The 24,977-nt window shown below is 61.5% G+C and carries 22 protein-coding genes; 5 read left to right on the top strand and 17 right to left on the bottom strand.

Annotated features, from left to right (window positions below):
- Window positions 1-61 precede the first annotated feature (61 nt).
- The 3 genes from TR61_RS12300 (at window position 62) to TR61_RS12290 (ending at window position 4,156) form a co-directional block, all read left to right on the top strand.
- A complete protein-coding gene (locus TR61_RS12300) occupies window positions 62-2,503 on the top strand; it encodes a GcvT family protein (RefSeq protein ID WP_050930376.1) in 2,442 nt (813 codons plus the stop codon).
- Window positions 2,504-2,609: 106 nt separating this feature from the next.
- Complete coding sequence (gene rarD / locus TR61_RS12295) at window positions 2,610-3,518, top strand: EamA family transporter RarD (protein WP_050930375.1); 909 nt, start codon at window positions 2,610-2,612, stop codon at window positions 3,516-3,518.
- Window positions 3,515-4,156, top strand: a complete 642-nt coding sequence (locus TR61_RS12290; RefSeq protein WP_050930374.1) for an RluA family pseudouridine synthase — start codon at window positions 3,515-3,517, stop codon at window positions 4,154-4,156. The genes rarD and TR61_RS12290 overlap by 4 nt, the downstream gene beginning before the upstream one ends.
- A gap of 21 nt (window positions 4,157-4,177) precedes the next feature.
- On the opposite strand, the gene TR61_RS12285 is transcribed toward TR61_RS12290, so the two are convergent.
- Both TR61_RS12285 and TR61_RS12280 read right to left on the bottom strand, forming a co-directional pair.
- Window positions 4,178-5,035: an alpha-1,2-fucosyltransferase gene (locus TR61_RS12285; protein WP_050930373.1), complete on the bottom strand. Its 858-nt coding sequence runs from the start codon at window positions 5,033-5,035 to the stop codon at window positions 4,178-4,180.
- A 92-nt stretch (window positions 5,036-5,127) separates the two neighbouring features.
- Window positions 5,128-6,567 carry an aldehyde dehydrogenase family protein gene (locus TR61_RS12280; RefSeq protein ID WP_050930372.1) on the bottom strand — a complete coding sequence of 480 codons (1,440 nt, stop codon included), beginning with the start codon at window positions 6,565-6,567 and terminating at the stop codon, window positions 5,128-5,130.
- A 157-nt stretch (window positions 6,568-6,724) separates the two neighbouring features.
- On the opposite strand from TR61_RS12280, the gene TR61_RS12275 reads away from it, so the two are divergent.
- Window positions 6,725-7,372 (top strand): peroxiredoxin, encoded by a 648-nt coding sequence (locus TR61_RS12275; RefSeq protein WP_050930371.1) that lies wholly within the window; start codon window positions 6,725-6,727, stop codon window positions 7,370-7,372.
- Between the two features lie 45 nt (window positions 7,373-7,417).
- On the opposite strand, the gene TR61_RS12270 is transcribed toward TR61_RS12275, so the two are convergent.
- The 14 genes from TR61_RS12270 to TR61_RS12205 form a co-directional block, all read right to left on the bottom strand.
- Window positions 7,418-8,335: a glycosyltransferase family 8 protein gene (locus TR61_RS12270; RefSeq protein WP_050930370.1), complete on the bottom strand. Its 918-nt coding sequence runs from the start codon at window positions 8,333-8,335 to the stop codon at window positions 7,418-7,420.
- The gene (locus TR61_RS12265) at window positions 8,328-9,389 is read right to left on the bottom strand and encodes a glycosyltransferase family protein (RefSeq protein WP_050930369.1); all 1,062 of its coding nucleotides are present in this window, start codon (window positions 9,387-9,389) and stop codon (window positions 8,328-8,330) included. The genes TR61_RS12270 and TR61_RS12265 overlap by 8 nt, the downstream gene beginning before the upstream one ends.
- Window positions 9,390-9,482: 93 nt before the next feature.
- A complete protein-coding gene (gene pnp / locus TR61_RS12260; protein WP_050930368.1) occupies window positions 9,483-11,627 on the bottom strand; it encodes a polyribonucleotide nucleotidyltransferase in 2,145 nt (714 codons plus the stop codon).
- Window positions 11,628-11,853: 226 nt separating this feature from the next.
- On the bottom strand, window positions 11,854-12,324 hold the full coding sequence (locus tag TR61_RS12255; protein WP_050930367.1) for a hypothetical protein: 471 nt from the start codon (window positions 12,322-12,324) through the stop codon (window positions 11,854-11,856).
- A gap of 39 nt (window positions 12,325-12,363) precedes the next feature.
- The gene (locus TR61_RS12250) at window positions 12,364-13,164 is read right to left on the bottom strand and encodes a class I SAM-dependent methyltransferase (protein WP_050930366.1); all 801 of its coding nucleotides are present in this window, start codon (window positions 13,162-13,164) and stop codon (window positions 12,364-12,366) included.
- Window positions 13,165-13,375: 211 nt separating this feature from the next.
- The gene (locus TR61_RS12245) at window positions 13,376-14,944 is read right to left on the bottom strand and encodes a winged helix-turn-helix domain-containing protein (RefSeq protein WP_050930365.1); all 1,569 of its coding nucleotides are present in this window, start codon (window positions 14,942-14,944) and stop codon (window positions 13,376-13,378) included.
- Window positions 14,945-15,114: 170 nt separating this feature from the next.
- Window positions 15,115-16,644 (bottom strand): acyl-CoA synthetase, encoded by a 1,530-nt coding sequence (locus TR61_RS12240; RefSeq protein WP_050930364.1) that lies wholly within the window; start codon window positions 16,642-16,644, stop codon window positions 15,115-15,117.
- A gap of 5 nt (window positions 16,645-16,649) precedes the next feature.
- Complete coding sequence (locus TR61_RS12235; protein ID WP_050930363.1) at window positions 16,650-17,666, bottom strand: zinc-dependent alcohol dehydrogenase family protein; 1,017 nt, start codon at window positions 17,664-17,666, stop codon at window positions 16,650-16,652.
- Between the two features lie 3 nt (window positions 17,667-17,669).
- Entirely contained in the window at window positions 17,670-18,812 is a 1,143-nt protein-coding gene (locus TR61_RS12230; RefSeq protein ID WP_050930362.1) for an acyl-CoA dehydrogenase family protein, read from the bottom strand.
- A complete protein-coding gene (locus tag TR61_RS12225; protein ID WP_245626882.1) occupies window positions 18,809-19,768 on the bottom strand; it encodes a branched-chain amino acid ABC transporter permease in 960 nt (319 codons plus the stop codon). Before TR61_RS12225 ends, TR61_RS12230 begins: the two co-directional genes overlap by 4 nt.
- Window positions 19,765-20,622: a branched-chain amino acid ABC transporter permease gene (locus tag TR61_RS12220; RefSeq protein ID WP_050930361.1), complete on the bottom strand. Its 858-nt coding sequence runs from the start codon at window positions 20,620-20,622 to the stop codon at window positions 19,765-19,767. Before TR61_RS12220 ends, TR61_RS12225 begins: the two co-directional genes overlap by 4 nt.
- Window positions 20,623-20,677: 55 nt before the next feature.
- Complete coding sequence (locus tag TR61_RS12215; protein WP_050930360.1) at window positions 20,678-21,877, bottom strand: ABC transporter substrate-binding protein; 1,200 nt, start codon at window positions 21,875-21,877, stop codon at window positions 20,678-20,680.
- A gap of 31 nt (window positions 21,878-21,908) precedes the next feature.
- Entirely contained in the window at window positions 21,909-22,610 is a 702-nt protein-coding gene (locus TR61_RS12210; RefSeq protein ID WP_050930359.1) for an ABC transporter ATP-binding protein, read from the bottom strand.
- Window positions 22,610-23,377 carry an ABC transporter ATP-binding protein gene (locus TR61_RS12205; protein ID WP_050930358.1) on the bottom strand — a complete coding sequence of 256 codons (768 nt, stop codon included), beginning with the start codon at window positions 23,375-23,377 and terminating at the stop codon, window positions 22,610-22,612. Before TR61_RS12205 ends, TR61_RS12210 begins: the two co-directional genes overlap by 1 nt.
- A 144-nt stretch (window positions 23,378-23,521) precedes the next feature.
- On the opposite strand from TR61_RS12205, the gene TR61_RS12200 reads away from it, so the two are divergent.
- Complete coding sequence (locus TR61_RS12200; protein ID WP_082181953.1) at window positions 23,522-24,427, top strand: LysR substrate-binding domain-containing protein; 906 nt, start codon at window positions 23,522-23,524, stop codon at window positions 24,425-24,427.
- Window positions 24,428-24,549: 122 nt separating this feature from the next.
- On the opposite strand, the gene rpsO is transcribed toward TR61_RS12200, so the two are convergent.
- Window positions 24,550-24,819 carry a 30S ribosomal protein S15 gene (gene rpsO, locus TR61_RS12195; RefSeq protein WP_050930357.1) on the bottom strand — a complete coding sequence of 90 codons (270 nt, stop codon included), beginning with the start codon at window positions 24,817-24,819 and terminating at the stop codon, window positions 24,550-24,552.
- Between the last annotated feature and the right edge of the window lie 158 nt (window positions 24,820-24,977).

Genomic DNA, 24,977 nt, shown 5'->3' with positions numbered 1-24,977 from the left:
CCCCTCGCATCGGTCGGACGCGATAGCGTCCGAAACACACCGCTCAACGAAAGGATGACCCATGACTGATCTTCCCACCAAGGCCCGCGTCGTCATTATCGGCGGTGGCGTCATCGGCTGTTCGGTCGCCTATCACCTGACCAAGCTGGGCTGGACCGATGTGGTTCTGCTGGAACGTAAGCAACTCACCTCCGGCACCACATGGCACGCGGCAGGCCTCATCGCGCAACTGCGCGCCACGGCCAACATGACCCGCCTCGCCAAATACAGCCAGGAACTCTATGGCAACCTCGAAAAGGAAACCGGCGTCGCCACCGGCTTCAAACGCGTGGGCTCCATCACCGCCGCGCTCACCGATGAACGGCTAGAGGAGCTTCACCGATCCGCCGCCATGGCCCGCGCTTTCGGGGTCGAGATTGAAGAAATCGGCCCTAACGACATCAAATCCCGCTATGAACATCTGAATATCGAAGGCGTCACGGGCGGCGTCTACCTCGCCAAGGACGGGCAAGGCGATCCGGCCAATATCGCGCTTGCACTGGCCAAAGGCGCGCGCCAACGCGGCGCGGTGATCCGCGAACGCGTCAAGGCCACCAAAGCCATCCGCGATGGCCGCCGCATCACCGGCATCGACTGGGCCGATGAGGCGGGCAACCAGGGTCATATCGTCTGCGACATGGTGGTGAACTGCGCGGGCATGTGGGGCCATCAGGTGGGCCGCATGCTGAACACCTCGATCCCGCTGCAGGCGTGCGAGCATTTCTACATCGTCTCCGAATCCATCGACGGGCTAACCCAGCTTCCCGTACTGCGCGTCCCCGACGAATGCGCGTACTACAAGGAAGACGCAGGGAAAATGATGCTGGGCGCGTTCGAACCCGTCTCCAAACCCTGGGGTCCGATCCCCGAAGGATTCGAGTTCGACCAGCTCCCCGAAGATTTCGACCATTTCGAACCGATCCTGGAAATGGCCGTGAACCGCATGCCCATGCTGGCCGAGGCGGGCATTCACACCTTCTTCAACGGCCCTGAAAGTTTCACGCCCGACGACGCCTACCACCTGGGCCTCTGTCCCGAGATGGACAATGTCTGGGTCGCAGCAGGCTTCAACTCCATCGGCATCCAATCGGCAGGCGGCGCAGGCATGGCGCTGGCGCAATGGATGGAGGATGGCGAAAAACCCTTCGATCTGGGCGACGTGGATATCACCCGGATGCACCCCTTCCAGGGCAACCAGCGCTATCTGAAAGAACGCGCGTCCGAGACGCTGGGCCTGCTTTACGCCGATCACTTCCCCTATCGCCAGAAAGCCACCGCACGCGGGGTGCGCCGCACGCCCTTTCATCACCACCTTCTGGAACTGGGCGCCGTGATGGGCGAACTCGCTGGCTGGGAACGCGCGAACTGGTACGCGCGTGACGGGCAGGCCCCGGAATACGAATACTCGTGGAAGCGGCAGAATTTCTTCGACAACGTGGGTGAGGAACTCGCCGCCGTGCGGTCGAACGTGGGCATGTATGACATGTCCTCCTTCGGCAAGCTGCGTGTCGAAGGCCCGGATGCCGAAGCCTTCCTGAACCGCATCTGTGGCGCGAACATGTCCGTGCCGCAGGGCAAGATCGTCTACACCCAGTTCCTCAATTCCCGCGCTGGGATCGAAGCGGATGTGACCGTCACCCGCCTGTCCGAGACCGCCTATCTGGTCGTCACACCCGCCGCCACGCGACTGGCGGATGAGACTTGGATGCGCCGCCATCTGGGTGACGACATGGTTGTCATCACCGATGTCACCGCCGCTGAAGGCGTGCTGGCCGTCATGGGCCCCAACGCGCGGACCTTGATGCAAAAGATCTCGCCCAACGATTTCTCCAACGACGCGAACCCCTTCGGCACTGCGCAAGAGATTGAACTGGGCCTTGGCCTCGCCCGCGTCCACCGCGTGTCCTATGTCGGCGAACTGGGGTGGGAGATCTATATCCCGACCGAGATGGCCGGCCATGCGTTCGAAACCATTTGGGATGCGGGCCGCGACATGGGCCTGAAACTTTGCGGCATGCACATGATGGACTGTGCGCGCATCGAAAAGGCCTTCCGCCATTTCGGCCATGACATCACCTGCGAGGATCACGTGCTGGAAGCGGGCCTTGGCTTTGCCGTGTCGAAAACCAAACCCGATTTCATCGGCCGTGACGCAGTGGAACGCAAACGCGATGAAGGTCTGAAAACCCGGATGGTGCAGTTCCGCCTGACTGACCCCGAACCGCTGCTCTATCACAACGAACCCATCGTCCGGGATGGGGAGATTGTGGGCCATCTCAGCTCGGGCGCCTATGGCCATCATCTGGGCGGGGCGATCGGCATGGGATATGTGCCCTGCGCAGGCGAAAGCGCCGATCAGGTCCTCGCTTCCGGCTATGAGATCGACGTGGCCGGTACCCGTGTGAAGGCCGACGCCTCTCTGCGCCCGCTGTACGACCCGAAATCCGAACGCGTCCGCGCCTGAGGCGCGGTACCCCGCCGGAAAAGGCCGCGCACAGGTGTCATACGCAAGTCATACGTATGTCATACGCGTTGTGCATGGCCCTTTTCCGGTCTAGGCAGGGCGCAAGATGACCGCGCCAACCACCCCCTTCCCCGAAGATCAGGACACCAAGCAAGGTTTTGTGCTTGCGATCACCGTCTATCTCTTCTGGGGGTTCTTCCCGCTTTACCTCAAGCTGCTCGACCACATCCCCCCGGTCGAAGTGGTTGCCCACCGCATTCTCTGGTCCATCCCCATTGCCGGGGCGCTTCTGATCGTCACCGGCCGAACTCAGGACTTGAAACAAGCGCTTAAGTCACCTTCGGTGCTGGCCATGGCGGCGCTGACGGCGACGCTCGTGTCGATCAACTGGGGCATCTATGTCTGGGCGATTGCCAGCGGGAACGCGGTCGAGGCGGCCTTGGGATACTATATCAACCCTCTCTTCAGCGTCTTTCTGGGCGCGGTGCTGCTGCGCGAACGCCTCACCCGCGCGCAGATCATCGCCATCGCGCTTGCCGCCTGCGCCGTCCTCCTCATAACCATCGACGCCGGCACCCTGCCCTGGGCCGCCCTTGGCCTGACCTTCAGCTGGGGCTTTTACGCCTTCTTCAAACGCCGCCTGCCCATCGGCCCAAATCAGGGGTTCATGCTGGAGGTTCTCATTCTCAGTCCCATCGCACTGGGCTTTATCCTGTGGCTGGCGCAGCAGGGAACCGGGCATTTTCTGGCGAGCGCGACGGATATGGGCCTGCTTCTGGGCAGCGGCGCGGCCACCGCCATTCCCCTTCTGATCTATGCCAATGCGGCGAAGGGGCTGCGCCTCTCGACCATCGGCATTTTACAATACATCACACCCACGATGATCTTCCTCATCGCGATCTTTCTGTTTGGCGAGGATTTCTCGGGCGCGCGCCTGATTGCCTTCCCGATGATCTGGGTCGCGCTGATCATCTACACCACCTCCATGCTGCGCCGGATGCGGGGCCGCGCATGAGCTATCATCCCCCAACCGGCCCGCTCGATCTGCTCTACGAAGACGCCCACCTGATCGCGGTGAACAAGCCCGCCGGTTTGCTGTCGGTTCCCGGCAGGGGCGATCATCTGCGGGATTGTCTGCTTACCCGCCTGCAGGCCGCTTTCCCCGACGCGCTTCTGGTGCACCGGCTGGATCGTGACACATCCGGGGTGATGGTCTTTGCTCTAACACCCCATGCGCAGCGCAGCTTGTCGAAGGAATTCGAACTACGCAAAGCCAAAAAGACCTATGTGGCAAGGGTTTGGGGACGCCTGACGCCCACGACAGGCACCGTCGATCTGCCATTGATCGTGGATTGGCCCAATCGCCCGAAGCAGATGGTCGACCATGAAAACGGCAAGCCCGCCGTGACAGATTGGAAAGTCGTCAAGGACAGCGAAACCGAAACCCGCGTGCGCCTGTTTCCCCGTACCGGGCGCAGTCACCAGTTGCGCGTGCATATGCTGGCGCTGGGCCATCCGATCCTTGGCGATCCGCTTTATGCAACCGGAGAGGCCAAGGCCCATCCCCGCCTGATGCTCCATTCAGAAGAGCTGCGCATCAGCCATCCGGAAAGCGGCAAAGGGCTGAAGTTCCGCGCCAAGCCCGAGTTCTGAGCGGCCTGAAACCGTCCCTGCCTAGCGGTTCAAGCCAACCTCGATCTGGGTCCATCCATCGGGGATGTTGTCGGTGATCTGCAAGGCCGGATCCGCCAGCCACTGCGACGGCGCCATGACCCGCTTTTCAGCGTGGTTGTTCAACCAGGCCGCCCACCACGAGAACGAGGAATTGGCCACGATGTTGTGCCGGCATAGCGACATCAATCGCATGTCTTCGAAATCGGTATCCGAGCCATTGAAATCGACCACCACTTTTTCGCAGGGCAGAGGCAGGTTGACCTTGGCCCATTCCGGCTCGTCCGAAAAAACAAAGACCGTCGGTTCCCCGCTGACATCCTCCAGGATCCGGGACAGTGCATTGGTGTAATACGCGGCATCGCACAGCCCGTGCGCGTTCAGATCCACATAATCCCCACGTCTGACATGAAGCGAGATGGCCATGGATCGGGAAATCCTGTCCGCCATCTCGGCGTTCTGGCTGTTTGAAAACTCCGGAAAGGTGAAGTCCTCGCGTATCCGATCCGCAATAGCGGCAAAGTACTTCTCGGATTGCCAGTAGCCGCGCAAATAGACGTTGTCGGGCCAGGTTTCGAATTCCGGATAATACCTCAATTCCCGTTCCTGAATGCGCTTCGGCGCAAGGCCAAGATGCCGCCAAAGGGCATAGCCGATCAGGTTCTCGTGCTTGGCAGGCGGAAGTGTCGGATTCGCTTCCACATCCAGGTCAAAGACACGCGTCAGAACCCCATCGCCGCGCTTCAGCGCATAGCGCGGGTCCAGCGCAACGGATGTCCCATGCCGCGCGGCCAGACCACGTGCGATGGCATATTGAAACATCTGATTGCCAAGACGGCCGTTGAGCTGGGTAAAGATCATGTTGTCCGCTTAACGAAATCCGTCGGCATGAGCCAGCCCGGATGGCAAGGCGGCGCTGAACCTTTGGTCAGACGCCGCCCTGGCCGTTTTTCTTATTCCGGTGTCCAGCCCGAGACCGCTTTGACCTCAAGGAAATCCTCGATGCCATACACACCGCCTTCGCGGCCGTTGCCCGACTGCTTCATCCCGCCAAAGGGCGAACCTGCTGCCCGGCTCTGGCCGTTCATTTCGACCATGCCCGAGCGCAGCTTGCGCGCCAGCCGGTTGGCCCGCGCCGGATCGCCGGTCTGGACATAGTTGGTCAGGCCGTAAACCGTGTCATTAGCCACTTCGACGGCCTCCTCCTCGGTCTCGAATTTCATGATTGACAGGACGGGGCCAAAGATCTCTTCCCGGGCAATGGTCATGTCATTGGTCACATCGGCAAAGACCGTGGGGCGCACGTAGTAGCCCTTGTTGAACCCTTCCGGGCGGCCCGGACCACCGGCGACAAGGCGCGCGCCTTCCTCGATGCCCTTTTCGATCAGACCCTGAATCTTGTTCCACTGCAGTTCATTCACCACCGGACCGATATGGCGACCTTCGTCATGGGCGCTGCCAACGGCAACCTTTTCCGCCGCTTCCTTCGCTGCTTCCACCGCCTGATCGTAAATCGACGCTTCAACCATCATCCGGCTGGGGGCATTACAGCTTTGGCCGGTGTTGTTCATCATATGCATCACACCGCGCTTCACCGCCTTTTCATCGGCATCGGCAAAGATCAGGTTGGCGCCTTTGCCGCCCAGCTCAAGATGCACTTTCTTCAGCGTATCCGCGGCATTCTTCGAAATCGCCGTGCCTGCGCGGGTCGATCCGGTGAAGCTGACCATGTCCACATCTGGATGGCCTGACAGCTGCGTGCCCACGCCGGCGCCATCCCCGTTCACAAGGTTGAACACGCCCGGCGGGAAGCCCGCCTCATGCACGCATTCGGCAAAGATCATGGCGTTCAGCGGGCTTTGTTCCGACGGTTTCAGAACCATGGTGCAGCCCGCAACGGCTGCAGCACCCACTTTCAGGGTGATCTGGTTCTGCGGCCAGTTCCACGGCGTGATCAGCGCGGCCACACCAACAGCTTCATAGATGATCCGGTCATTCGGCGCATGATCGCCCAAGGGCTTGTCGAACTGGAAATTCTTCGCCGCGCGGATGAAGTTTTTCAGGTGGTACGACCCCGAGGGAACCTGCTGCTGGCGCGCCATGTCGATAGGCGCGCCCATCTCCATCGAGGTGGCCTGCGCCATGTCTTCGGCCCGCGTGGCATAGATTTCCAGCAACTTTTCAACCAGCGCGATCCGTTCCTCGGGCGGGGTGGCCATCCAGCCGGGCAGAGCGGCCTTGGCCGCGGCGACCGCCGCATCGGTATCGGCCTTCCCGCCCAGCGAAATCACCGCGCAGGGCTCTTCCGTGGAGGGGTCGATCACGTGGAAATCATTCGGTTCGGCCGGGTCGACCCACTGGCCGTTGATATAGAACTGACGCTTTTCAATCATGGAGGCACTCCCAATCCCATGTGTTTCACCGACCGCGCGGTCGGCGCTTTGCGCGCACTCTGTCACTCCGCGCCGCGACCTGCAAGACGGGGGTTGTAACCCGCTGCTGCAGTCCCAAGGTTAATTGCAATGCGACTCGCACTGGAAGGAGACCCGAATGGGACTGCGCATCAATGACACGATCCCCGACCTGACCGTTGAAACAGATACCGGCACGATCAGCCTGCATGACTGGATCGGCGACAGCTGGGCGATCCTGTTCTCACACCCCAAGGATTTCACACCGGTCTGCACCACCGAATTCGGCGCGGTGGCCCAACTGGCCGATGAATGGGAGAAACGCGGCACCAAGGTGATCGGCGTATCGGTCGACGGGGTCGAGGACCACAAGAAATGGAAAGGCGATATCGAAAAGGCGGGAGGCGCGAAACCGACCTTCCCGATCATTGCCGACACCGGGCTGGAGGTGTCCAAGGCGTTCGACATGCTCCCGTCCGAGGCCTACCTGCCCGACGGCCGCACCCCCAACGACACCGCCACGGTGCGGTCGGTCTTCATCATCGGGCCGGACAAACAGCTGAAACTGTCGATGACCTACCCGATGAATGTGGGCCGCAACTTTGCCGAGGTGCTGCGCGCCCTGGACGGGCTGCAAACCGCCGCGCGCGCGGGTGTGGCGACCCCTGCAAACTGGGAGGTGGGCCAGGACGTTGTCATTCCCACCGCCGTGTCGGATGAAGACGCCAAGGCCAAGTTCGGGGAGTTCGAAACGGTTCTGCCGTACCTGCGGATGACCAAACTCTGAGACCGGCGACATGCGGTGGGGCCGAACTCTGGCCCCATCGTGCGTTCAGTGACGGCTCGGAAAGCTCCGCCGACCCTTGCGAGAGAGCCACCTCTTGCGGAAATCGCGGAAATTGAACGGCCGCAAAACCGCAGGCAGCGTTTTGATCACTGCGTTGTAATAGTCCGGAACCTGTCTGCGCTGCCACGGTTTGCCCCGTCGCCCCGCATAATGGATGATCGCCGGATCGTCGCGCCCTTCGCACAGCTCATCTGCACCGTAAACCGTGCCCAGATAAGGGAAATCAGAGGACCGCGTAACATCATCGGCCTCATAGGTATCCTCCAGCACGGCATAGCGAAACGGCACCGTCCCGATCTGCGGACTCGCCACATTCAGCAGATCAAGATCGAAGAACCGCAGCCGATCGCCGATGTGTTTCACCGTTTCGAAATACCGGTCAATGACACGGCGCTCGCGCATCAGCGCGAGGTTCATCACCATGAAACCGGACATGTAAATGCAGTCTTTCGTGTTCTCTGCAAAGTAGGTGTGCATCACCATGTCGGGGCCGTTGGCTTCGGCTTTCACGCCGGCCCATTCGATGCCTTCCAGATCGGTTTCAAACACCTCGGTCATGTCGTCGCAAAAGAACACATCGACATCTGAGTAAATGACGCGGTCGCGGTCATGCAAAACCTCGGCCGCCAGCAGCCGGTAATACACGATCTCGGTCCAGCTGCCCTTGCTTTTCGGAAGCCCGTCGAACCGCGATGAAGGGATCTGAAAAAACCGGATGCTGTGAGGTGTCCCGCTTACCAGCGCGGTCAGACCGGCCTGCACATCCGCCGACAGGCCGGGATGCATGATGTTGATCTCATAGCATGTGCCCGGCCGCGCTGCCTGCACCAGAGACGCGATAGTGACCCCGGCGCCAATCAGAATGCGGTCGTCAAAACACAGAAGGATCGGAATATCAGCCATGGATGAGCGCTTTCAGATTTTCAAGCGATGTCTGATACAGCGCCCCGGCATCGTGAACCAGCTGACTTTGCATCCGGGCATAGGTATCTGCCTTCATCAGGATTGCCGCGCGCATCGCGTCGAACATCTGCGCATCGGTGTCGTAAAACAGGCTGTTCTCAGCTGTCAGGGCGGTGCCATTGGCGAACTGCTCTTGCACGATGCAGGGCGTTCCAAAACCGTAACACAGCTGAAAACTGCCGGTCGTCTTCACGGTGCGATAGGCAAGGTGATCGGGATTATCCGCCTGAAAAGCAGTGACAATGAAATCGGCGTCTTCAACCTGCTTGTAAAGATCGCTGAAATCCACGCGTCCCAATTCGGTGACATGCTGTTCCAGCCGGGGCGGGATTGTCTGACCGCCCTTCTTGCCGATCAGCCGGATTTCGAAATTCGTGTGACCCTCGCCCAGAAGCCGTTCGGCTGCATCAAAGACAAGGTTCTGATTGCGCCGCTTTGCGCGCGCGGCACCCACTAGAAGAAAGATGGTCTTCCCATCGGACTTCGGTGTGATCCTGACCTCTCCGAACCGATGGGGGTTGATGATCGTGGATTGCGCGCCCTTGTAATCCAGTCCGCGCAAGGTAATGGCGCGATCGGACCATGTCCCGGCATCGATGCGAAGCTGTGCGTCATGTTCGACCAGCAAAAGCCCTGGCGGAACCTCCGCGCCGAACACGCGCTGCAGGTCGGCATTTCCCTGATCCGTATGCGGCAGCTTGCCTGCGGTTGATATCAAGACAACCGCCGCCTTGTTCATTGCGCCGGTCTTGGCAAAACGACCGATCTGCCGCTGGGTCAGACGGGGCAGCTCAAGACGCGGATGCGACATGCGCGAGAAAAGCCCCTCGTCCAGGCGCTGGGGCGTCATGAGCACAACCACCCGGTATTTCAGGTCCAGAAGCAGCTGCGCATAGCCCGGCACGATCTCCCCATGACTTTTCGAGCATGGCTCCCACAAGATCGCGGTCCGTGCATCAATCTCAGGCCATTCGGGCGAGAGCCATCCGAACATCTGTCTCAACAATCCCTGTCGCTCCGGTTGTCGGCTCCAAACAAAAAAGACCTCCGAACCGGGGTTCGGAGGTCTGATTTCTGAAAAGGCTGATCACTCAGCCTCTTCTTTTTTCTTGGACTCTGCCGGTACTTCTTCGCCGGTCTCCTGATCGACGACTTTCATCGACAGGCGGACCTTGCCGCGATCGTCAAAGCCCAGCAGTTTGACCCACACGTCCTGACCTTCTTTCAGAACGTCCGACGGGTGGTTCAACCGGCGGTTTTCGATCTGGGACACGTGCACCAGACCGTCGCGCTTGCCGAAGAAGTTCACGAACGCGCCAAAGTCCACGATCTTCACGACCGTGCCTTTGTAGATCTTTCCTTCCTCCGGCTCCGCCACGATCGAATGGATCATGTCATAGGCCTTCTGGATCGCTTCCCCGTTGGGCGAGGCGATCTTGATGATGCCGTCATCGTTGATGTCGACCTTCGCGCCCGACACTTCGACGATTTCACGGATGACCTTACCGCCCGACCCGATCACTTCACGAATCTTGTCGGTCGGGATCTGCATGGTTTCGATCCGCGGTGCGTGAACGCTGAACTCACCGGCCTCGGACAGGGCTTTGCCCATCTCTTGCAGGATGTGCAGACGACCGTCCTTGGCTTGCGCCAGGGCTTTCTCCATGATCTCGGGGGTGATGCCCGCAACCTTGATGTCCATCTGCAGCGAGGTGATGCCGTTCTCGGTCCCCGCCACTTTGAAGTCCATGTCGCCCAGGTGGTCTTCGTCACCCAGAATGTCGGTCAGGATCGCGTAAGACCCGTCGTCTTCCAGGATCAGACCCATGGCCACACCGGCAACCGGTGCTTTCAGCGGAACGCCCGCGTCCATCATGGACAAGGAGCCACCGCAAACCGACGCCATCGAGGATGAGCCGTTCGATTCCGTGATCTCCGACACCACGCGAATGGTATAGGGGAAGTCCGTCGGTGCCGGCAGAACAGCCTGCAGCGCACGCCATGCCAGTTTGCCGTGACCAATCTCACGACGGCCCGGAGGGCCCACGCGGCCAGCTTCACCCACCGAATAGGGGGGGAAGTTGTAATGCAGCAGGAAGTTCGATTTGAAGTTGCCGTGCAGCGCGTCGATGAACTGTTCGTCATCGCCGGTGCCCAGCGTGGTCACGACCAGACCTTGTGTTTCCCCACGGGTAAACAGGGCCGAACCATGTGTCCGCGGCAGAAGGCCGGTTTCGCACACAATCGGACGCACGGTCGAGGTATCCCGCCCGTCAATCCGCTTGCCGGTTTTGACCACGTCACCGCGCAGGATCGACGCTTCGAGCTTTTTCATGGCCGAGCCAAGGTTCGCATCTTCCAGCTGTTCCTCGGTCAAGGCGCCCATGATTGCCTCACGTGCGGCAGCAACGGCGCTTGTCCGCTCCTGCTTGTCGGTGATGGCGAATGCGGCGCGCATCTGCTCTTCACCGGCGGCTTTGACCGCGTCATAGAGCTCCGAATAATCAGGTGCCTGATAATCGAACGGCTCTTTCGCCGCGTCTTCGGCCAGGTCGATGATCAGGTCGATCACCGGCTGGATCTGCTCATGCGCGAAGGTCACCGCGCCCAGCATTTCCGCTTCGGTCAGCTCATAGGCTTCCGATTCCACCATCATCACCGCGTCCTTGGTCCCGGCAACCACCAGGTCCAGACGTTGATCGGGGTTCAGGCGCAGGTCCTGCATGTCGTCCACGGTCGGGTTCAGGATGTATTCGCCATCCTCGAAACCAACGCGGCAGCCGGCAATCGGGCCCATGAAGGGCACGCCGGAAATCGTCAGCGCAGCCGATGTCGCGATCATCGCCACGATATCGGGGTCGTTGACCAGATCGTGGGACAGCACGGTGCACATCACCAGCACTTCATGCTTGAAGCCCGGTGCGAACAGCGGGCGAATGGGCCGGTCGATCAGACGCGCGGTCAGCGTTTCCTTTTCGGTCGGCCGCGCCTCGCGCTTGAAGAAGCCACCGGGCACTTTACCGGCGGCATAGTATTTCTCTTGGTAATGCACGGTCAGCGGAAAGAAATCCTGACCCGGCTTGGGCTGCTTGGCAAAGGTCACGTTGGCCATGACCGATGTTTCACCCAGCGTGGCGATGACCGAGCCATCTGCCTGGCGGGCAACCTTGCCCGTTTCCAGTGTGAGCGTCTCCTCGCCCCACTGCATCGTCTTCGTCGTAATGTTGAACATATGTCGTCCTATCTTGGGAGCACTCCCAGGCGTATCCCGGGTCTCCCGTTCTCAATGGCGGCCCCATTGCCGCCGCCCCCAATCCTGTTGCACGCGCCCGGGGGCCAAAGGCGTCACGTCTCAGATGGCCGGGCCATAGCGCGTTTTGGGCGCAAAGGAAAGGGGTGGGGTTTTTCAGGGGGCGTTTCCCGCCGGAAAAACAGATGCCTACTGCAATTCTGCGGGCCTAGCCGCCCGCAACTGGTGCCCCTGACCCAGCGCCCTCGGCGTTCAGATGACGGGTCCAGTACCAACGCCGTGTCGTCCACCTGGCATCAAACTCGATCTCGTCGCCGGTCACGCGGCCATACCAGACAACGCTGTGCGGGGCATCGGGGCAGCGGGTCGTCGTGGTGAAATGCACCACATCGCCCTCGACCCATGTGCGGTATTCCGACCAGCCGAAATCGCAATATTCCTGGCACATCGCCGACTGGAACCGACCGTCCCTGAAATGCAGGATATCGTCCAGCACCTCGTCTGTTTCGATGATCCTGTCACGCGTGTGGAAGACCCGCCCATCCAGTTCCGCACCGGGGGCCCAGTTCCCGGCGGGAATGACGAAGGGCGCAGGCTCCTCCTGCACAAGCTTCACAGTGGCTGCTCCGGCCCCAAGGGTGAAGACGGCAATGGCGGCGGCATGCAGGATCTGCGTCATGGGGGCGCGTCTTTCATCGCGGAAGCTCTGAACTCGGTCTCACACAGTGGCGATCAGGTACCGGAAACGCGCCCCGAAACTGACGCTGCCATCCGCCCCGACAAAAGGTGCAAGAAAGGCCAACATGGCGGCGCGGAACGCCTCTTCCCCGGCATGTTCGATGGCCTTCACGGCCACACCTGGCGATGACAGACCTCGCAGCGCGGTATCGGCGTCGGGGTAATGCCAGCGCGTTTCCACGTCGTGGATCTCCATCGGCGTCAGCCCACCCTTTTCGGCAAAGGCGCGCAGCGTGCTTTCCTCCGACAAGGCGAAGGGACCGGGCGCACCGGGCGGCGGCGCAGGCAAAAGCGGCTTCATCACGGCAATATGGCCCGCGGCTTCCATCCCTTCCGGCTCACCCCATGTCAGAATGACGATCTTGCCGCCTGGGCGGGTGACGCGGCCCGCCTCGCGCAGCGCCTGCGCCGGATCGCCTGCGTATTGGAATGCATTGAACCCGGTCACCACATCGAAACTGTCATCCTCAAAAGGCAGCGCTTCCAGATCGCCTTGGCGGAAATACCCCGACGGGGTGCGGTCCCGTGCGATCTTCAACATCTCTTCCGACGCATCCAGACCAGCCACCGCTGCACCAAGAGACGCGGACAGCGCACAGGCCATCCCAGCCCCGCATCCAGCATCCAAATGCCAGGTGCCCGAAGTGACACCGCACCTGTCCAGAACTTCGTGATAGGCGGCGGCCACCTGGCCTTCCTGTATATCGGCCCAGTCACGGGCGCGCGCGCCCCAGAGCCGGCCATTGGCTTCGGATGTGCCCTTTGTCAGTGTCTCAGTCATCAATGCTCTCCGCCGGGCACGACAGGTCCCGATCCTTCTGGCGCGCGTGTCGCGCGAATGAATGTGATGTCGGAACGCTTCTGCGGGACGGGGATGGATCAAAGCATCAGGAGGGAGCACTGACACCCTGCCCATTCCCTCGGCGCAGGCACCGACAGGTCGACGGTCGCGCAGCAGCTCCGGCGCTGTCTATTTCGCAGACTAAAAAGATCTAAAGGCCGGTGGTTTTTTCGCTCGACGGCTCTGCGGCTTCTGGCGGGGCAAAACCGCCAGCGATCCGAAAGAACATATGCGCGCGGCGCAGGTAATCGGGATTAGAGCTCAGCCACTTGCCGGATAATCGCGCCTTGACCAGTTTGGGGGCCATCCGTTCGACGCGGCGGAACATCTCGGCGGCCCGCGCGGTCTGGCCCAGACCAACATAGGCAATCGCTCCAAGGATCAGCGGCGTGGCCCCTTGCGTCGCCTCGGCAAGAGCGGCCTCAGCCGCCTGCGCCGCCGCTTCGTAATCGCGCGCCGCGAATTGCGCGAACCCCACGGTGCACAGCATCGACCCACGCACCGGATCCCGCGGGCTGCGCCTGAGCCCGGCCTGAGCCAGCCGCACACCCTTTTCGGGATCTCCGTTAAGCGCCTCGTAAAGTCCCAGCCAGCACAGGGTCAGTGCGCAGTTTGGATTGATCTCATGGGCCTCGCGCAGATCCGGCAGGCCGGATCGCACATCGTTATTCATCAAATGCAACTGCCCGCGCAGTCGGCGGGCATGGTGATCTGTCGGATCGGCCTCCAGCGCGTGCGTGGCGGCGTCGATCCCTTCGGCCAGCGCATCGGGGACGGACACTGTCGTCGCGTGATAGACATTCCACCAGGCCACCCAGGCCAGCACGCGCCAGGCCAGTCCCAGATCAGGGTCGCGCGTCAGGGCCTCGCGCGCCAGTTGCTCTGCCTGGTCGCGTGGCGCGCGGTCATAGGTCATCTCGCCGGCCGAGATGATCGTCCATGCGCGCTGAGCAAGGCCCTGTGCGGGCAGATCTTCGGTCGCTCTGGCGCGGACACGGACGGCTTCGGCCCGGTCGATCTGCGGCGCGATGCAGGACACGACCGCCCGTGCGACATTAGCCTGGGTTTCCAGGTGATCCTGCATGTCCCGGTCGAAGGTCTCGGCCCACATATGGCCGCCGGTGGTGGCGTCGATCAGCTGCGCCGTGACCCGCACGCGGCTGACCGAAGCCCGCACGCTGCCCTCCAGCGCATAGCGCACGCCCAGCTCGCGCGATATCAGACGCAGGTCGCGCGGCGCCTGACCATAGGCAAAGGCCGAATTCCGCGCCACGACGAACAGATCGCGAAACCGCGACAGTTCTGTGGTGATATCCTCGACAAACCCATCGGCCAGCCAGCTCAGATCGGGGTCGTCGCCCAGCGTCGAAAAAGGCAAAACGACGATGGACGGCTTGTCCGGCAGTTCGACAGCCGGTAAATCGCCTGCCTCCACATCCAGCGCGAAATGCAGGCCGCGTCCGGACACGGTGACGATCGCGTCAGACCCCAACAGCCTGCGCAGGTTTGCGACCTGCACATTCAAATTGTTGTCGCCAACCACCGTATCGGGCCAGACCTTTCGCATGATGTCGTCACGGCTGACCACATCGTCGCGCCGGGTCACCAGAAGCTCAAGCAGATCGAAGGCCCGCGCACCCAGTTTGATGGTGTCCCCAGCCCGCAACAGCTTGCGTGTTCGAAGGTGCAAGGTGAAATCTGCGAAGGTCAGACTGTCCATGGACCGGATTAACTCAACTCCCTTTCGTCCCTTGTAACGCTCCCGGACTGGTCCTGTCCAAAATTTCCGGAAAAGGGAAAGGTGCGGGCCCCTTGGCGCGGATCAAGCCGAGTGCAAAACGAACAATGCGGCCGTCAAATTCAGTACATAACGGTGAAAACCCGCCGGGTTCAGCCCTTCCAGTACTGGTTTCGCAGCTTCCGTTTGTAAAGCTTCCCGGTCGCTGAACGGGGCAGGGCGTCATTGAAATCAATGCTGCGCGGGCATTTCAAAGGCGACAGCCGCGCGCGGCAATAGTCGATCAGACTTTGCGCCAACTCATCCGACGGGTCGTTCGACGGTACCAGCTGCACGATCGCCTTGACCTCTTCGCCGAAGTCCTCGTTGGGCACGCCAATGACCGCCGTATCCATGACCGCCGGATGCGTCAGAAGCACGTCTTCGGTCTCTTGCGGATAGATGTTCACGCCGCCTGAAATGATAACAAATGATTTGCGATCAGTAAGATAGAGGTATCCCTCCTCATCCACCCGACCGATATCGCCCAGCGTTGTCCAGCCCTGCGCATTGGTGCAGGAGGCCGTCTTTTCCGGGTCATTGTGATAGGCGAACTGATGGCCGTTCTCAAAATAAACCTCGCCGGTTTGCCCGACAGGCACCTCGTTGCCGTCCTCGTCGCAGATATGCAGCGTGCCAAGCTTGGCCTGCCCGACCGAACCGGGATGGGCCAGCCATTCCGCGCTGGTGATCGAGGTGAAGCCGTTGTTTTCGGTCCCCGCGTAATATTCGTGAATGATTTCGCCCCACCAGTCGATCATCTTGTGTTTGATATCCGGCGGGCACGGCGCGGCGGCGTGCACGGCCATTTTCATCGAAGACAGATCGAAGCCCTGCCGCTCTGCCTCGGGCAGTTTCAGCAGGCGCACGAACATGGTGGGCACCCATTGGCTGTGGGTGATGCGGTGTTTTTCGATCAGCGCCAAAGCACCGGCCGCGTCGAAACGGTCCATGATATAGGCGGTGCCGCCCATCTTGATGGTGACCATCGAATGGCGCAAAGGGGCCGCATGATACAGCGGCGCTGGGCTCAGGTATCGCGTCTCGGCATCATAGCCGAACAGCCCGGTCAGCAGGTCAATCAGCATGGTGCGCCCGCCCGGCGCATCCTGCGGCAGGGGCCATTTGATGCCCTTGGGCCGCCCCGTCGTCCCCGAGGAATAAAGCATATCAAGCCCCTGCGCCTCGTCCGCGATGGGGCTTTCGGGCATCCGCGCCGCCGCTTCCATCCAGTCGGGCACATCCTCCGGCCCTGCACCCACCCGGAACAGGGCGCAGCCCGATCTGCGCACCGCGTGGCCGGCCAGGGGCAGACATCTCTCGGACACGATCAGCAGCTGTGCACCGCAATCGGCCAGGATAAAGGCGATCTCGTCCTCGGTCAGATGGGTGCTGATCGTCGTGTAATAGACCCCCGCACGGTCTGCGGCAAAACACAACTCAAGAAATTCGCGGCGGTTTTCCATCAGGATCGCGATGTGATCGCCGATGCCCACGCCCTGCACCCTGAGCAGATGCGCCCCCTGGTTGGCCCGCGCCTCAAGCGCGCCGAAGGTGACGGTTTCGTCACTGGCGCACATCACGAAGGCCGGCTTGTCGGGCGAATGCGCGCGGGGCTGGAAGGGATGCGAAAGGGCCGGCATAGGGGTCAGAACCGGATCAGAGTTTTGCCGAAATGTCCGCCCGCCCGCAGGTGCTCCAGCGCGGGTTTCAAGTCTTCAAAGGCGAAGCTTTTGCCCAGAACAGGCCGTGTCTGATGCTGCGCCATTGCGGTCAGCATGGCCTCGAACCCGTCGCGATGGCCCACGGTCACGCCTTGCAGCCGCACCTGCCGCGCCACGATCGGCCCAAGCGAGGCCTCGATATTCAGCCCCGACAGCACCCCGATCATCGACAGCGTGCCGCCGGGCCGCACCGCGCGCAGCGACAGGGGCAGGGTGCGCGCGCCGCCCAGTTCGATGATGTTGTCATACCCGCCACGGTCGGCGGTGATCGCCCGGCTGGCCCGCGCCCAGTCTTCGGTTTCGCGGTAATTGATCGTCTCATCCGCGCCCATGGCGCGCACCTTCTCAAGCTTCTCATCGCTCGATGAGATCACCGTGACATGCGCGCCCTGCATCTTGGCAAAGGCCAGCGCGAACAGGGCAACGCCGCCCGTGCCCTGGATCAGGATCCGGTCGCCTGCGCGCGTCTGACCGTGGGTGACAATGGCGCTCCATGCGGTCAGGGCGGCGCAGGGCAGGGTCGCGGCTTCGGCGTCGGTCAGGTAATCGGGCGCCTTCACGACACCTTCTTCCGACAGGCAGACCAGATCGGCCATCACCCCGTCCAAAGGCCCGCCAAGCGCTGATGCAAAGCGTTCCGGCGTGGGGGCGCCGGCGGTCCAGTTCTGGAAATAGGTGGGGCAGACGCGGTCGCCCACGGACACACGGGTGACACCCTCGCCAATGGCGACAACCTCGCCCACACCGTCCGAGACCGGGATCAGGGGCAATTCACCCGTCGCCCGTCCATATCCGCGTTCCGGCACAATCAGATCGCGCGCATTCAACGAAGCCATGCGCATCGAAATCAGAACCTGGCCCGGGCCGGGTTCGGGTTCGGGACGGTCCGAGAGCTTCAGATTGTCGAACCCCCAATCGCCTTCGATCTGGAAAACGCGCATGGGTTACCTCCGGTCCTTGACGTTTCGCGCCTGGGTCAGCCGCGCCACCCGGTCGCGCAGGATGCTGGTTGCGCCATCGGTCAGGCCCGCGATCTGCGCGGCGGCCAGATGGCGGGTAAAGCAGCGTTCGGGCTCAAGCCCCGCCGCACCCATGGCGTGCAACAAAGCGGGCAGGTGGCGCTGGGCTGTCTCGACTGCCGTGATCTTGGCCTGCGCCGCGGTAAGCTGGGCGTCGGCACCTTCGGTGATCCGCGCAACCGCCTGCGCAGTCAGGGCGGTTGATGCGGCCAGATCCGCCTGCGCGGCCCCCAAAGGCTGCCGCCACGATGGGTGCTGATCCAGTGTCTGACCAAAACTCATCCGCTGGGCGCCATAAGCCGCGGCCTCATCAATCGCCGCGCCCAGCATCGCGTCGCACATCGCGGCGACATAGGTGCGGGCGGCGTTGATTTCGGTCAGGATCGCCTTGAAGGCCGTGCCGGGTGGCAACAAAAGGCACTCTGCGCCGACCTCCACATCGGTCAGCTCGAAACCACCTGTGCCCATGGAGCTTTGCGAAAACCCAGACTCGATGGCAAAGCGGCGCGCACCCGGAAGGCTCAGATCAACGAAGAACCCCGCAATCCCGCTGGCATCGCCCATGGATTTGCATTGGGCAAAGACCATTGCCGCACCGGCATGGCGACCGTTGATGATCCAGCGTTTGCCGCCATTCAGCCGCCAGCCCGTTTCGGTTTCAACCGCCTGCGTGGTGATCGCGGCGAAATCCGTGCCCGCACCGGGTTCGGTCAGGGCGGTGCAGGCGCTGATCTCTCCTTTCAGGATCTGCGGCAGGTACCGGTCGCGCAGCGCGTCACCGGCCGACAGGCACAAACGTAGCCCCACGTTGTGGGTGTTGACCAAAGACATCGCAAAGCCGAAATCGACTGCCGCCAGCGTCTGACAGGCCGCAACCAGCGTTGCGAAATCATGGGCCTGCCCGCCATGGGTCGCGGGTACGGTTGTGCCCAAAAGCCCGATGTCAGCGGCCTCCCGGTAAAGCGCAGGATCAGGCGCGTCACCCAGTGACCAGCGCGGCGCGGCCGCCGCCACCGAGCCTTGGGCAAAGGCGCGCAGCCGGGTCAGGAATGCGTCCGTACCGCTCAAGAGGGTTTCCCTTTGACCTTCGCCCAAAGATCACCCGCCACACCCACGATGCCGCGCGGCATGAAGATCGTGGCCAGCACCAGAACCAGACCATAAAGGATCAGGCGGAAGCTGTCGGCAAAGCGCAGGTATTCGGGCAAAAAGACCACGAAGAAGGCCCCGATTACGGGCCCCGCGATGGTGCCCGACCCGCCGATGATGACGGCAAGGATCGCATCCAGCGACTGGGCGACGCCGAAGATCTCGGGATTGATGAAGCTTTGGTAATGGGCATAGATCGCCCCGGCCAGTCCCGCATACATCGCGGATGTGACAAAGGCGAACAGCTTGTATTTCCAGGCCGCGATGCCGATTGCGCCCACCAGATCCTCGTTCTGGCGGATGGCGATCAGGGTCTGTCCGATCCGCGACCGCACGATCAGCGCCGCCAGCCCTGTCATCAGGATCGCGATGCTCAGGACAAAGTAATAATACGTGCCCCGGTCGCGCCAGTTCAGCCAGCTGTCCTTGCCGCCGGGTTTCGGAATGCCGGTGATCCCGGCCTCGCCCTGGGTCAGATCGTGCCAGTTCATCAGCACGATGAAGATCACCAGGTTGAAGGCCAGCGTGACCACGGCAAAGTAATGCCCTTTCACCCGCAGGCTGGGATACCCGGTCAGCACCGCGAATACGGCTGTTACACAAGGCGCAAGCAGGATCGTCAGCCAGACGGGCAGGTCATAATGCAGCCCCATCAGCGCAGTGGAATAGGCTCCGATGCCCATGAACCCCGCCTGCACGATTGAGACATATCCGGTATAGCCCTGGATCAGGTTCTGCCCCTGCGCCGCGATCACCCAGCACAGCGCCAGGATCGACAGGTGCAGGTAATATTTCACCGTGATCAGCTGCGGCAGCAGGATGAACCCGACCAGCGCCAGCGCCCACAAAAGCGTTTTGCCATTCCACCGCATCATGCTTTCCCCATCAGGCCCTGCGGGCGCACCAGAAGCACAAGGATCATCGCGACAAAGGCGATCACATCCTTATACGCGGACGAGATGAAACCGGCGGCCAGCGCCTCGGTAATGCCCAGAACCAGCCCGCCGACAACCGCGCCGGGAATGGATCCCAGCCCGCCCAGGATCAATACCGCGAAGCCTTTGACGACCAGCCCCTCGCCGATGCCCGGCGCAATGGCAAAGAGTGCGCCCACCATGACACCGGCGCAGACGCCAAGCGCGGTCGAGATAGAAAAGACCACCAGCGGGATCGTATTGACATTGACCCCCATCAGGATCGCGGCATCGCGGTTTTCGGCCACCGCGCGGATCGCCTGCCCGGTTTTCGTCTTCTCCACGAAAATCGTCATCGCCGCGATCAGCAGCGCGGCGGCCAGGATCACGTAAAGCCGCAGTTCGGGGATGGTGACACCGCCGATATTGAACACGCGGCTGAAATCGGTGGGGATGACCACCTGTTCATGGCCGAAGAACTCCAGGTTCAGCCCCTCGACCATCATGGTCAGCCCAAGCGCCACGATGAAGGCGTTGATATGGTTGGCATTGCGCACCGGCCTATAGGCCAGCAATTCGATCAACACCCCCAACAGAAACCCTACCACCAGCGCAATCAGGATCGCCAGCGCCAGCGGCAGCCCCCACATCACCACCAGAAAGAAGGTCAGGTACCCGCCGAACATCGACACTGACCCATGCGCGAAATGCGCAATGCCCAGGATGCCGAACACCGTGGTCAGCCCAAGCGCGATCAGAACATAGACCCCGCCAATGGCCATCCCGTTGATGATTTGCTGCAATATCTCGATCATGGTCCCGGTCCCTGACATGCCGCGCAGGGAAGACCCCCGCGCGGCACGGGTTTCATCAGTCGATGGTGCTCAGGAAGGCCGAATAGGCCGCGGCATCCGATGGCAGATCCTGCACGAAGACCCAGTTGCCGCCTTGCCACTGGAACGCTCCGTTCGAAGTATAGGCCTGACCGTTCACGTCGAACATCTTCCCGTCCACCGGCAGGTACTGCATGACCACCTCATCCGGCACCGGCAATTCGCGCAGCGCAGCCGCCACCGCTTCGGTATCGTCAACCGTACCCGCCGCCTCGATCGCGTCTTTCAGCGCATAGGTCTGGTCATACGCATAAGGAGAGCTGGGCGAAGGCGCGATGCCGTATTTCTCTGAGTAATTCGCGTGATACGCGATGCCATTGTCGCTGGCCGACAGCAGCGTCAGCTCGGTCGGGCGCAGGTCCCAGACGCCTTCCATCTGTTCGGACGTGGCCACGCGCAGGAATTGCTCTTCCGACCCGCTGGTGAAGCCAAAGCGCGGCACGTCGATGCCCAGCTCGACCGCCTGGCGATAGATGAAGGCCGCCGGTTCGACATAGCCCACCACCAGGATTGCATCGGGGCCCAGCTCGCGGATCTTTGTCAGCTGCGGGGTCATGTCCCGGTCTTTCAGGCCAAAGCTTTCCCGCGTGACGATCTCGCCGCCTGCTTTTTCCAGCTCCTTTTCAAAGGCATCCACATAGCTGGCGTAAAAACCGATATCCAGCGCGCCCAGCACGGCGACCTTCTTGTGGCCCTTCTGCGCCACGAAGGTTCCCGCTGCTGCCCCGGTATAATCCGCCGGTGGGCGGGTGCGCACCAGGTTGGGGATCTCGCGCGTGGTGATCGACCGTTCAGCGGCGTTGCCCACCAGCATCACGGCATCTTCGTTCTCGATAAAGGATGCCACCGCGCCGGTCGCGCCGGAACAGCAGAAGCCCAGGATGTATTTCACGCCGTCCCGGTCGATCAGCTTGCGCACCGAATTCGATGCCTCGGTCGGGTTGGCCTTGTCGTCATAGGCGATGACATTCAGCATGTAGGTGTCGTCGCCCACCTTGATCCCGCCTGCGGCGTTGATCTCTTCCGCGGCCATCTTGACCGCATTTGCCTGGGGCAGGCCGTACACAGCAGCACCCCCGGTCAGGGCGTCACTGACGCCGATATCCAGGGTTTTTTCCGCGGCCAGTGCCGTGGTTCCGGCCAGCGCAAGGGCCGCCGTCAGGGTTGTCAGTTTCATGATGTCTCCTCCCAATTCATGACTAGCCCGGTCAGTGGCCCAGATAGGCCTTTGCCACTTCGGGATGTGATTGCAGCTCCTCGCCGGTGCCGCTCAGCACGATTTCACCGGCTTCGAACAGATAGGCGCGGTCCGCGAGGCGCAGCGCCATAAGCGAGTTCTGTTCAACCAGCAGGATGGTTTTTCCCATCTTCTTGATCCTCTCGATGGTGGCACCCACCTCGGCGACGATCTTGGGCGCAAGGCCAAGCGACGGTTCGTCGAAAATGCACAGCTTGGGCCGCGCCATCAGCGCGCGGGCAATGGCCAGCATTTCCTGTTCGCCGCCGGAAAGGGTGCCCGCGGCCTGATGCGCACGCTCCCGCAGGATCGGGAACATGTTCATCATGTCCTCCAGGTCGCTGGCCTGTTCATTGTCGCTGCGGGCATAGGCCCCCATGCGCAGGTTCTGCACCGTGCTCATCTGCGGAAAAACCTGTCGCCCTTCGGGGCACATGGTGATGCCTGCCCGCACGATGGCATGGCCGCTTTGATTGGTGATGTCCTGCCCTTCGAAACTGATCGTGCCCGCCTTGGCCGGAACCAGCCCGCAGATCGCCTTCAGGGTCGAGGATTTGCCAGCGCCATTGGCCCCGATCAGGGCCACGCATTCGCCTTCCTTCACCTCAAGGCTGATGCCGTGGATCACCTCGATCGGGCCATAGCTGACACGCAGATCCGAAACCTTCAGCATCAGACCGCCTCCCCCAGATAGGCGTCGATCACCGCCTTGTCGTTACGGATTTCCTCGGGCGTGCCCTCGGCAATCTTCGATCCGAAATTCAGCACCACGATACGGTCGCAAACCTCCATGATCAGGGCCATGTGATGTTCGATCACCAGAACCGACACGCCGGTATCGCGGATCGCCCGGATCAGATTGGACAGCGTCTTGCGTTCGTGGCTGACCAAACCGGCGGCGGGCTCGTCCAGCAGGACGATCTTGGGTTCGCTCGCCAATGTGGTCGCGATCATCAGGAACCGTTGCTGCGCGGCGGTGATCGTGCCGACCTTGTCTTCGGCGACCTCCGCGAGACCCGTCAGTTCCAGAATATCGTTGATCCGGCTTTCCACGGCCTCATCTTCGCCGGGATGGCGGCCGATGCCGAAGACCGATGACAGGGGATGCGATTTCAGCGTCACGTTGCAGCCCAGGCGCAGCTGTTCGCGCACGGTGAATTCGGGAAAGATGCTGGCGGTCTGAAAGGTCCGCGACAGGCCCATGGCCACGCGCTCATATTCCGGCAGGGTCTGGATATGCCCGCCCGCCAGAAGAATTTCACCGGATGTCGGGGGAAAGACGCCCGCAAGCGCGTTGACCGTCGTTGATTTGCCCGACCCATTGGGGCCGATCAGGCCCAGGATCTCGCCTGGGGCGACGTGGAAAGTCAGATCGCGCACCGCATGGACGCCGCCAAACGATTTGCACAGCTTCTCCACCTGAAGAATGGCGGTTGTCACGTGTTCCTCCCGTCTGCTGTTTTCAGCAGTTTTTTTGAAGCCTAGCCTGCCGATGGGGAGGGGCGAAAATACAATGATTTGTTCTTGCTATCTAATTTTTAGATTGCAACTGTCAGGTATGGGAAGGATGGAATTTCCAAAGACATGTCTGATGAGATAAGAAATATCAAATCTATCCAGATATTTAACAAGGTTGCGGATGTGCAGAATGTCACGCGGGCGGCCAAATCTCTGAACATCAGTCAAAGCTCGGTCAGTTATCATATCAAAAAATTGGAAGCTGATCTGGGTGTGACGCTGTTCCGCCGCAGCCCTGCAGGGCTTGAGCTGTCCGAAGCCGGAACCGTGCTTGCCGGTCACGTCTCGCGCGGTTTGGGGTCGATCCGCACAGGTCTGGATCTGGTGGCCAATCGCGCCGGGTCCATGCAGGTCGCATTGCTGCCCATGTTTGCCAGCCGCTGGCTGTCGACCCGGCTGGGCGGTTTGCTTGAGGCGCGACCGGGCCTGCAATTGTCGATCAAGAACCACAACAACAGCTATGCGCATATGCCCAACCCGGAACGCTTTGCCGATCTGGGGATCCAGTGGGGACGGGGCAACTGGGCGAATTTCGACGTGACCAAGCTGTGGCCGGAAAAGCTGGTGGTGGTCTGCAGCCCCGCCTATCTGAAGGCGCACCCGATCCACGCGCCTTCGGATCTGGAAGGGTGCAACCTGCTGCATGTGGACGATACCCGCATGTGGGAGGAGTGGTTCACCGCCAACGGGCTCGATTTGCCGTCCAGCCAGTCTCAGATGATGCTAGAGGATCGGCATTTCCAACTCAGCTCCACCATCAACGGGCTGGGCGTGTCGCTATTCGCTTCATGGGCTGTGCAGTCTGAACTTGAAAGCGGCCAGTTGGTGACCCCATTCGCCCAGGCTTTCCCCACCTCGTTCGCCTATCACCTGATCGTGCCCCGCAATGTCGACATGTCGCCCGCCGCCCAGCAGTTTCGCGACTGGATTATCGATATCAGCGCGCAGACCTATCCGTCCCAGGGCCTCTGACCGCACGGCGCGGGCCTGGTTGCGTGCAGCGGTTGAAACAAGAAACCCCCCGCCCATCGCTGGGCAGGGGGTACAAAACGGTCAATCGCCCCTTCGAAAAGGGTGCAAAACGGACAAAAGCCTTAGCGGCGCAGGCCCAGACGTTTGATCAGGTCCTGATAACGGGCCGGGTCTTTGCCGTTCAGATAGTCCAGCAGCTTGCGGCGCTGGGCGACCATTTTCAGCAGGCCGCGGCGGCCGTGATTGTCTTTCTTGTGGGTCTTGAAGTGCTCGGTCAACGTGGCAATGCGCGAGCTCAGAATGGCGACCTGAACTTCGGGCGAACCGGTGTCGCCGTCCTTGGTCGCATATTCTTTCATCAGCCGTGTTTTTTCTTCAGCAGTAATCGACATCGGGGTCTCCTTGACAGGTTAGAGTGATGGCGCAGGCCGGGATGTCGTCCAGCACAGGCCCTTGGAGGGATCCGCCCAGGCCCCGCCGCATGGCGATTCCGGGTTGGATGGGGGCGTATAGGCGGAATTTTCGCGGATGGCAAAGGCTTTGTTGCCGG

Origin of the sequence: Aestuariivita boseongensis, from assembly GCF_001262635.1 — a bacterium.
Classification (GTDB): domain Bacteria; phylum Pseudomonadota; class Alphaproteobacteria; order Rhodobacterales; family Rhodobacteraceae; genus Aestuariivita; species Aestuariivita boseongensis.
The sequence above is the reverse complement of the archived record's forward strand: the minus strand, read 5'-3'. Positions and strand labels throughout refer to the sequence as shown.

Excerpts from the sequence above, each read along its gene's own strand:
- TR61_RS12300 (WP_050930376.1), top strand. The coding sequence starts at position 62 with ATGACTGATCTTCCCACCAAGGCCCGCGTCGTCATTATCGGCGGTGGC.
- rarD (WP_050930375.1), top strand. The coding sequence starts at position 2,610 with ATGACCGCGCCAACCACCCCCTTCCCCGAAGATCAGGACACCAAGCAA.
- TR61_RS12290 (WP_050930374.1), top strand. The coding sequence starts at position 3,515 with ATGAGCTATCATCCCCCAACCGGCCCGCTCGATCTGCTCTACGAAGAC.
- TR61_RS12285 (WP_050930373.1), bottom strand. The coding sequence starts at position 5,035 with ATGATCTTTACCCAGCTCAACGGCCGTCTTGGCAATCAGATGTTTCAA.
- TR61_RS12280 (WP_050930372.1), bottom strand. The coding sequence starts at position 6,567 with ATGATTGAAAAGCGTCAGTTCTATATCAACGGCCAGTGGGTCGACCCG.
- TR61_RS12275 (WP_050930371.1), top strand. The coding sequence starts at position 6,725 with ATGGGACTGCGCATCAATGACACGATCCCCGACCTGACCGTTGAAACA.
- TR61_RS12270 (WP_050930370.1), bottom strand. The coding sequence starts at position 8,335 with ATGGCTGATATTCCGATCCTTCTGTGTTTTGACGACCGCATTCTGATT.
- TR61_RS12265 (WP_050930369.1), bottom strand. The coding sequence starts at position 9,389 with ATGTTCGGATGGCTCTCGCCCGAATGGCCTGAGATTGATGCACGGACC.
- pnp (WP_050930368.1), bottom strand. The coding sequence starts at position 11,627 with ATGTTCAACATTACGACGAAGACGATGCAGTGGGGCGAGGAGACGCTC.
- TR61_RS12255 (WP_050930367.1), bottom strand. The coding sequence starts at position 12,324 with ATGACGCAGATCCTGCATGCCGCCGCCATTGCCGTCTTCACCCTTGGG.
- TR61_RS12250 (WP_050930366.1), bottom strand. The coding sequence starts at position 13,164 with ATGACTGAGACACTGACAAAGGGCACATCCGAAGCCAATGGCCGGCTC.
- TR61_RS12245 (WP_050930365.1), bottom strand. The coding sequence starts at position 14,944 with ATGGACAGTCTGACCTTCGCAGATTTCACCTTGCACCTTCGAACACGC.
- TR61_RS12240 (WP_050930364.1), bottom strand. The coding sequence starts at position 16,644 with ATGCCGGCCCTTTCGCATCCCTTCCAGCCCCGCGCGCATTCGCCCGAC.
- TR61_RS12235 (WP_050930363.1), bottom strand. The coding sequence starts at position 17,666 with ATGCGCGTTTTCCAGATCGAAGGCGATTGGGGGTTCGACAATCTGAAG.
- TR61_RS12225 (WP_245626882.1), bottom strand. The coding sequence starts at position 19,768 with ATGATGCGGTGGAATGGCAAAACGCTTTTGTGGGCGCTGGCGCTGGTC.
- TR61_RS12220 (WP_050930361.1), bottom strand. The coding sequence starts at position 20,622 with ATGATCGAGATATTGCAGCAAATCATCAACGGGATGGCCATTGGCGGG.
- TR61_RS12215 (WP_050930360.1), bottom strand. The coding sequence starts at position 21,877 with ATGAAACTGACAACCCTGACGGCGGCCCTTGCGCTGGCCGGAACCACG.
- TR61_RS12210 (WP_050930359.1), bottom strand. The coding sequence starts at position 22,610 with ATGCTGAAGGTTTCGGATCTGCGTGTCAGCTATGGCCCGATCGAGGTG.
- TR61_RS12200 (WP_082181953.1), top strand. The coding sequence starts at position 23,522 with ATGTCTGATGAGATAAGAAATATCAAATCTATCCAGATATTTAACAAG.
- rpsO (WP_050930357.1), bottom strand. The coding sequence starts at position 24,819 with ATGTCGATTACTGCTGAAGAAAAAACACGGCTGATGAAAGAATATGCG.